The following is a 6,835-nucleotide window of genomic DNA, read 5'->3' as shown; positions in this document are numbered from 1 at the left end:
GAGTACCTGGCGCATCACAACACCAAACCCAAGCCGTTCATCTGGACCAGAAGCGCCCGCGACATCCTGCAGAAGGTGATCCGCGCCAATCAGCGCTTAAGTTCCAAACAGAATGGAACACTACACTTGGTGTCCTTGGGCAGGCAGTAGCCGCCATAGCCGAACGAGGGATTGTTGTAGTGCGCGCCGATGCGCGGATCCAGGCAGATGCCTTCGATGATCTGGCGACTGTCCAGGCCATTGGTCACCGCGTAGGTATCGAGCTCGTTGAAGTAGGACACGCGCATGGCCAGGTAGGTGTTGGCGAACAGCTTGATCGCCTCTGCCTCGGTCGGCTCGGTGAACAGCACCGGCACGTTCTTCTTGATCGCCCCTTCCTGCAGCAGCGCGGCGAACTTTTCCGCGCGCGGCGAGCGCTCGCCGACGATGATGCGCGACGGATGCAGGTTGTCGTACAGGGCCCGGCCCTCGCGCAGGAACTCCGGCGAGAACAGGATGTTGTCGGTGCCGAACTGGGCGCGCGCCTTTTCGGTATAGCCCACCGGCACGGTGGACTTGATCACCATGGTCGCGGCCGGATTGATTTCCAGCACCTTGGCGATCACCGTCTCGATCGAGCGGGTATTGAAGTAGTTGGTTTCCGGATCGTAGTCGGTCGGGGTGGCGATGATCACGAACTCGGCGCCGGTGTAGGCATCGAGCGGATCGAGCGTGGCGCGGAAATCGAGCCCCCCTTCGGCCAGCGCGGCCTCCAGTTCCTCATCGACGATCGGCGAACGGCCTTCATTGAGCATCCTGACCTTGGCCTCGACGATATCCAGGGCCACCACCTGATGGTGCCTGGCCAACAGGACGCCATTGGACAGGCCGACGTACCCGGTACCGGCCACTGCAATCTTCATGTGTTGCAACCTCATGGGGGAGTGGGAAGCGCGCCTACGATACGACATCGGCTACGACGGCTTGTTGACCGGGCAGGCAGTCCGGGCAACGCGACCGCGGCTTGTATGTTCCCTGCCCCGGGTCAGCGCTGGTCCCGCGCCAGGGCTTCCATGACTGCATCCAGCCCCGCTTCCCAGGCCGGCAGCGCAAAGCCGAAGTCATGCTGGAAGCGCGTGTTGTCCAGGCAGGAATACCCCGGACGCCTGGCCGGGGTGGGGTACTCGGCGGTGGTGATGGCCGCCACCTGCGGCGCGCGCTCGAGCAGGCCGCGGGCGAGGGCCTGGGCAAAGATCGCCTCGGCAAAGCCGTGCCAGCTGGTGACGCCGCTGGCGGTGAGATGCCAGGTCCCGGATTGGCCGCGCGCGTGGCCAATGGCCGCTGCGGTGGCATCGGCGATCAGCCAGGCCGGGGTGGGCGTGCCGATCTGGTCGGCGACCACGCCCAGCTGGTCACGCTGGGCGCCCACCCGCAGCATCGTGCGCAGGAAGTTGCTGCCGCGCGCGCCGTACACCCAGGCGGTGCGGAAGATCATGTGGCGTGCGCCGCAGGCGCGCACCGCGTCCTCGCCGGCCAGCTTGGTTGCGCCGTACACGCCCAGCGGCGCGGTCGGGTCATCTTCGCGATATGGCCGGGTGCCATCGCCCGGAAACACGTAATCGGTCGAGTAGTGCACCAGCAGCGCATCGCGCGCCGCGCAGGCCCGGGCCAGCACGCCAGGGGCCTGGGCATTGGCGCGCGCGGCCGCGGCCGGTTCGCTCTCGGCCTTGTCCACCGCGGTCCAGGCGGCGGCATTGACCACCACGTCGGGCGCGGTCCGCTCCACCAGCGCGGTGAGCGTGTGCGGCTGGTCGAAGTCGGCCAACTCGCACGGTGTGCCGTCTTCCAGCATGCCGCTGCGGGTGGTCGCCATCACCTGACCCAGCGGCGCCAGCGCACGCAGCAGCTCGTGACCGACCTGGCCGTTGCCGCCCAGCACCAGCAGCTTCATGCGACCAGCACCGGCAGACGCTCCTGCGCAACCTGCGCCAGCAGCGGCGCCCCGGCATCCTTCTCCGACAGGCTGGGATTGGCCACCGGCCAGTCGATGCCGATCGCCGGATCGTCCCAGCGCACCCCGGCATCGGCGGCCTTGTCATAGACATCGGTACACATGTAGCTGAAGAGCGCGCGCTCGGACAGCACCGCAAACCCGTGGGCGAAGCCTTCGGGGATCCAGAACTGGCGCTTGTTCTGCGCGCTCAGCAGCACCGCGGTCCACTGGCCGAACTGCGGCGAGCCACGCCGGATGTCCACCGCCACGTCGTAGACCTCCCCTTCCAGCACGGTGACCAGCTTGCCCTGCGGGTTGGGCCACTGGTAATGCAGGCCGCGCAGCACGCCCTTGGTCGAGGACGAGACGTTGCTCTGGACGAAGCGGTCGGGCAGGCCAAGCTCGCCATAGCGCGCGGCGTTCCAGGTTTCCATGAAGAACCCGCGCTCATCGCCGAACACCGCCGGTTCGATGATCCTGCAGCCCGGCAGGGACGTCTCGATGACCTTCACAGGATGACCTTGCGTCCGCGCAGGGACAGCAGATATTCGCCATAGCCGCTCTTGACCAGCGGCGCGGCCAGGGCTTCGAGTTGCGCCTCGTCGATCCACTGGTTGAGGTAGGCGATCTCTTCCGGACAGCACACGCGCAGGCCCTGGCGTGCCTCGACCGTCTCAATGAAGGTGCAGGCCTCCAGCAGCGACCTGTGCGTGCCGGTATCCAGCCACGCATAGCCTCGGCCGAGCGGCTCCAGGTGCAGGTTGCCCTGCTCCAGGTACAGTTTGTTGAGGTCGGTGATCTCCAGCTCGCCACGCGGCGAGGGCTTCAGGCTGGCGGCGTAATCGCAGACCTTGTCGTCGTAGAAATACAGGCCGGTGACCGCGTAGTTGGAGCGCGGCTGGGCCGGTTTCTCCTCCAGGCCGATCACCCGGTTGTCCGCGTCGAACTCGGCCACGCCGTAGCGCTCCGGGTCACGCACGTAGTAGCCGAACACGGTGGCGCCGTGCTCACGCGCATCGGCACGGGCCAGCACTTCGGTCAGGCCGTGACCGTGGAAGATGTTGTCGCCCAGCACCAGGCAGCTCGGCGCGCCATCGAGGAACCGGCGCCCGATCAGGAATGCCTGCGCAAGCCCGTCGGGGCTGGGCTGCGCGGCGTACGCGATCTTCATGCCCCACTGCGAGCCGTCGCCCAGCAACGTCTTGAACAGCGCCTGCTCGTGCGGGGTGTTGATGATCAGCACTTCGCGGATCCCCGCCAGCATCAGCACGCTGAGCGGGTAATAGATCATCGGCTTGTCGTAGACCGGCAACAGCTGCTTGCTGATCGCCTGGGTCAGCGGATACAGGCGCGTGCCTGAACCGCCGGCCAGGATGATGCCCTTGCGTTGTTTCATTGCCACTCCTGAAATTGTTGACGACCATCCATGCCATTGAATGCTGATTGCCAGGACGCCATGCCGCTTTCGTCATCCCCGCCAAGGCGGGGAGCCAGCGAGGTTCGCGCATCGACGACAATGCCGCCGGATTCCCGCCTTGGCGGGAATGACGAACTGAAGCACGTCGTTGAAGCCATGTCAGGCAGCGACGCCCTGGCCGATTCTTTCAAGCCGGTAGCTGCCATCCAGCACCCGCTTGACCCAGTCCTGATTGGCCAGGTACCAGTCCACGGTCATGGCGATCCCCTGCTCGAAGGTGTGCTGCGGTTCCCAGCCGAGCTGTTCCTTCAGCTTGGTCGCATCGATCGCATAGCGGCGGTCATGGCCCGGCCGATCGGTGACATAGGTGATCTGGCTGCTGCGCGGCTTGCCGTCGGCGCGCGGGCGACGCTGGTCCAGCAGGGCGCAGATGGCCTGCACCACCTCGATGTTCTGGCGTTCGGCATTGCCCCCGACGTTGTAGGTTTCGCCCACCTGGCCCTTGGCCAGCACCGTGCGGATCGCGCTGCAGTGGTCAGTGACGAACAACCAGTCGCGCACGTTCTTGCCATCGCCATACACCGGCAGCGGTTCGCCGGCCAGGGCCTTGGCGATCACCAGCGGGATCAGCTTTTCAGGGAAGTGGTAGGGCCCGTAGTTGTTGGAACAGTTGGTGGTCAGCACCGGCAGCCCGTAGGTGTGGTGAAACGCGCGCACCAGATGGTCGGAAGCCGCCTTGGATGCCGAGTACGGCGAGTTGGGCGCATACGGGGTGGTCTCGGTGAACTTGCCGGTCTGGCCCAATGAGCCGTAGACCTCGTCGGTGGACACGTGCAGAAAGCGAAATGCCGACCTGGCCGGCTCGGCCAGCGCCTTCCAGTAATCGCGCACCGCCTCCAGCAGGCCCAGCGTGCCGACCACATTGGTCTGGATGAACGCGCCCGGGCCATCGATGGAGCGATCCACATGGCTCTCTGCGGCAAAATTCAGCACTGCCTCGGGCTGGTGCTCGGCCAGCAACCGTGAGACCAGCGCCCGATCGCCAATGTCGCCGTGCACGAACACGTGGTTCGCGTCGCCTTGCAGGGACGAAAGCGTGTCCAGGTTGCCCGCATAGGTCAGCGCATCCAGGTTCACCACCCTGTTGCCGGCCTTGACCGCTTCAAGCACGAAATTCCCGCCGATGAAGCCGGCGCCGCCGGTAACCAACCACGTCTGAGCCACGCATTTCTCCAGTAAAGGATTCGCCGCGTACCACGGCGGTTTCCTAGAATAGCCTAGGGCGCACAGGGCGTGAAACTGGCTATATGCTGCTACGAAGCAATGAAGATTCCAGGACCACCACCATGCGCTGTCGCATGGGCGTGCCCAGCCCGCTAGAATCAGCAGTCTGCCCCGCGCCCGCGGCCGGGCCATCCGTACCCTTTCCAAGGACTGCCAGCCCTGATGAAGATTCTCGTCGCCTACAAGCGCGTGGTGGACTACAACGTGCGCATCCAGGTCAAGCCGGACGGGTCCGGCGTGGTCACCGAGGGCGTCAAGCTTTCGCCCAACCCTTTCGATGAAATCGCGCTGGAAGAAGCCCTGCGCCTGCGCGACAAGGGCATCGCCACCGAAGTGATCGTCGCCACCATCGCCCCGGCCGATGCCGCCGCGCACCTGCGCAACGGCCTGGCCATGGGCGCCAACCGCGCCGTGCACGTGGTCGCCGATGGCCCGGTGTCACCGCTGACCGCCGCGCGCACCCTGCTCAAGCTGGTCGAGAAGGAGCAGCCGGACCTGGTGATCCTGGGCAAGCAGGCCATCGACGACGACGCCAGCCAGACCGGTCAGATGTTGGCCACGCTGTGGGGCCGGCCGCAGGCGACCTTCGCCTCCAAGGTCGAGATCGCCGAGGGCAAGGCCACGGTCACCCGCGAGGTCGACGCCGGCCTGGAGACGCTGGAAGTGGACCTGCCGGCGGTGGTCACCACCGACCTGCGCCTGAACGAGCCGCGCTTCATCAAGCTGCCTGACATCATGAAGGCCAAGTCCAAGCCGATGGAGACCATCGCGTTCGCCGAGCTGGGTGTTGAATCCGGCCCGGAACTCAAGACCACCCACTACGCCGCCCCGCCCAAGCGCAGCCGCGGGGTGATGGTCAAGGACGCCGCCGAGCTGGTCGCGGCGCTGAAGGCCAAGGGCCTGCTGTAGGGCGGGTCTTGACCCGCCTTCAAGGGTCTTGACCCGCCTTCAAGGGTCTTGACCCGCCTTCGAGGGTCTCGCCTCGCCTTCCAGGGTCTCGACCCGCCTTTCCGCCGACTCGATCCGTCTTCCGTCACGCAATACCATCAAGGCGGGTCAAGACCCGCCCTACGTGAGGTTTCCATGTCCAAAGTCCTCGTCATCGCCGAACACCTGGACGGCGTGCTCAACGCCTCCACCGCCAAGACCGTCAGCGCCGCTGCTGCGCTCAAGCCCGAGGCCCTGGAAGTGGTGGTGCTCGCCGCCGACCCGGCAGCGGTGGCCGAACAGGCCGCCAAGCTCGCCGGCGTGACCAAGGTCCTGACCGTGGCCAACCCGGCCAACGCCCACGCCATCGGCCAAGTGCTGGCGCCGCAGATCGCCGCGCTGGCCACCGGCTACACGCATGTGTTTGGCCCCTCGACCACCTTCGGCAAGGACCTGATGCCGTGCGTGGCCGCGCTGCTGGGCGTGGCCCAGGTCTCGGACCTGATCACCGTGGAAGGCGAACACACCTTCACCCGCCCGATCTACGCCGGCAACGCGATCATCACCGTCGAGGCGCCGGCCGATCAGACGGTGGTCGCCACCGTGCGCACCGCCTCCTGGCCAGAAGCCGCACAGGGCGGCAGCGCACCGATCGAAGCGGCCAGCGCCGCGGCCACCCTGCCCACCCATACCCGCTTCGTCGGCCTGGCCGCCGGCAAGTCCGACCGCCCCGACCTGCAGTCGGCCCGCCGCGTGGTCTCCGGCGGCCGCGGCGTCGGCTCCAAGGAGAACTTCGAGATCATCTACAAGCTGGCCGACAAGCTCGGCGCCGCGGTCGGCGCCTCACGCGCGGCGGTGGACGCCGGCTACGTCCCCAATGAACTCCAGGTCGGCCAGACCGGCAAGATCATCGCCCCCGAGCTGTACCTGGCCATCGGCATCTCCGGCGCCATCCAGCACCTGACCGGGATCAAGGACGCCGGCACCATCGTGGCGATCAACAAGGACCCCGACGCGCCGATCTTCGAGATTGCCGATATCGGGCTGGTGGGGGACCTGTTCCAGCTGCTGCCGGAGCTGGACGCAGCGCTGGGCTGATCCGTCGGCGGCGCGGCAGGGCGGCTCCTGACGTCTCCTGGTTTTTCAGCGAGCACGCCGACGCCCTGTTTCGCGTCCAGCGGCACTTTGTCAAACGGGCCCGCCTTCCATGGCTTGTACGCTACTCATGTTTGCGC

6 protein-coding genes and 1 pseudogene are annotated in these 6,835 nt (G+C 66.5%); 2 read left to right on the top strand and 5 right to left on the bottom strand.

Annotated features, from left to right (window positions below; all coding sequences use genetic code 11):
• Positions 1–125: 125 nt before the first annotated feature.
• The 5 genes and pseudogenes from D9R12_RS15000 to rfbB form a co-directional block, all read right to left on the bottom strand.
• A pseudogene (locus D9R12_RS15000) lies at positions 126–902 on the bottom strand (nucleotide sugar dehydrogenase); the annotation flags it as partial.
• Positions 903–1,024: 122 nt separating this feature from the next.
• A complete protein-coding gene (rfbD, locus tag D9R12_RS14995; protein ID WP_122231623.1) occupies positions 1,025–1,930 on the bottom strand; it encodes a dTDP-4-dehydrorhamnose reductase in 906 nt (301 codons plus the stop codon).
• Positions 1,927–2,484: a dTDP-4-dehydrorhamnose 3,5-epimerase gene (gene rfbC, locus D9R12_RS14990; RefSeq protein WP_014159337.1), complete on the bottom strand. Its 558-nt coding sequence runs from the start codon at positions 2,482–2,484 to the stop codon at positions 1,927–1,929. The genes rfbD and rfbC overlap by 4 nt, the downstream gene beginning before the upstream one ends.
• Positions 2,481–3,368 (bottom strand): glucose-1-phosphate thymidylyltransferase RfbA, encoded by an 888-nt coding sequence (gene rfbA / locus D9R12_RS14985; protein WP_122231621.1) that lies wholly within the window; start codon positions 3,366–3,368, stop codon positions 2,481–2,483. Before rfbA ends, rfbC begins: the two co-directional genes overlap by 4 nt.
• 180 nt (positions 3,369–3,548) lie before the next feature.
• On the bottom strand, positions 3,549–4,613 hold the full coding sequence (gene rfbB, locus D9R12_RS14980) for a dTDP-glucose 4,6-dehydratase (protein ID WP_122231619.1): 1,065 nt from the start codon (positions 4,611–4,613) through the stop codon (positions 3,549–3,551).
• A 222-nt stretch (positions 4,614–4,835) separates the two neighbouring features.
• Here rfbB and D9R12_RS14975 point away from each other — a divergent pair, with 222 nt between their 5' ends.
• Both D9R12_RS14975 and D9R12_RS14970 read left to right on the top strand, forming a co-directional pair.
• Positions 4,836–5,582: an electron transfer flavoprotein subunit beta/FixA family protein gene (locus D9R12_RS14975; protein WP_122231617.1), complete on the top strand. Its 747-nt coding sequence runs from the start codon at positions 4,836–4,838 to the stop codon at positions 5,580–5,582.
• Positions 5,583–5,756: 174 nt separating this feature from the next.
• Positions 5,757–6,698 (top strand): electron transfer flavoprotein subunit alpha/FixB family protein, encoded by a 942-nt coding sequence (locus tag D9R12_RS14970; protein WP_122231615.1) that lies wholly within the window; start codon positions 5,757–5,759, stop codon positions 6,696–6,698.
• The last annotated feature ends 137 nt before the right edge of the window (positions 6,699–6,835 follow it).

Source organism: Pseudoxanthomonas spadix, assembly GCF_003703395.1.
GTDB lineage: Bacteria > Pseudomonadota > Gammaproteobacteria > Xanthomonadales > Xanthomonadaceae > Pseudoxanthomonas_A > Pseudoxanthomonas_A spadix.
Note: the sequence above shows the minus strand (reverse complement) of the source record. Positions and strands in the feature narration are given on the sequence as shown.

What these genes read in the sequence shown, in the direction of transcription:
- rfbD (WP_122231623.1), bottom strand. Translation starts at nt 1,930, where the DNA reads ATGAAGCTGCTGGTGCTGGGCGGCAACGGCCAGGTCGGTCACGAGCTG.
- rfbA (WP_122231621.1), bottom strand. Translation starts at nt 3,368, where the DNA reads ATGAAACAACGCAAGGGCATCATCCTGGCCGGCGGTTCAGGCACGCGC.
- D9R12_RS14975 (WP_122231617.1), top strand. Translation starts at nt 4,836, where the DNA reads ATGAAGATTCTCGTCGCCTACAAGCGCGTGGTGGACTACAACGTGCGC.
- D9R12_RS14970 (WP_122231615.1), top strand. Translation starts at nt 5,757, where the DNA reads ATGTCCAAAGTCCTCGTCATCGCCGAACACCTGGACGGCGTGCTCAAC.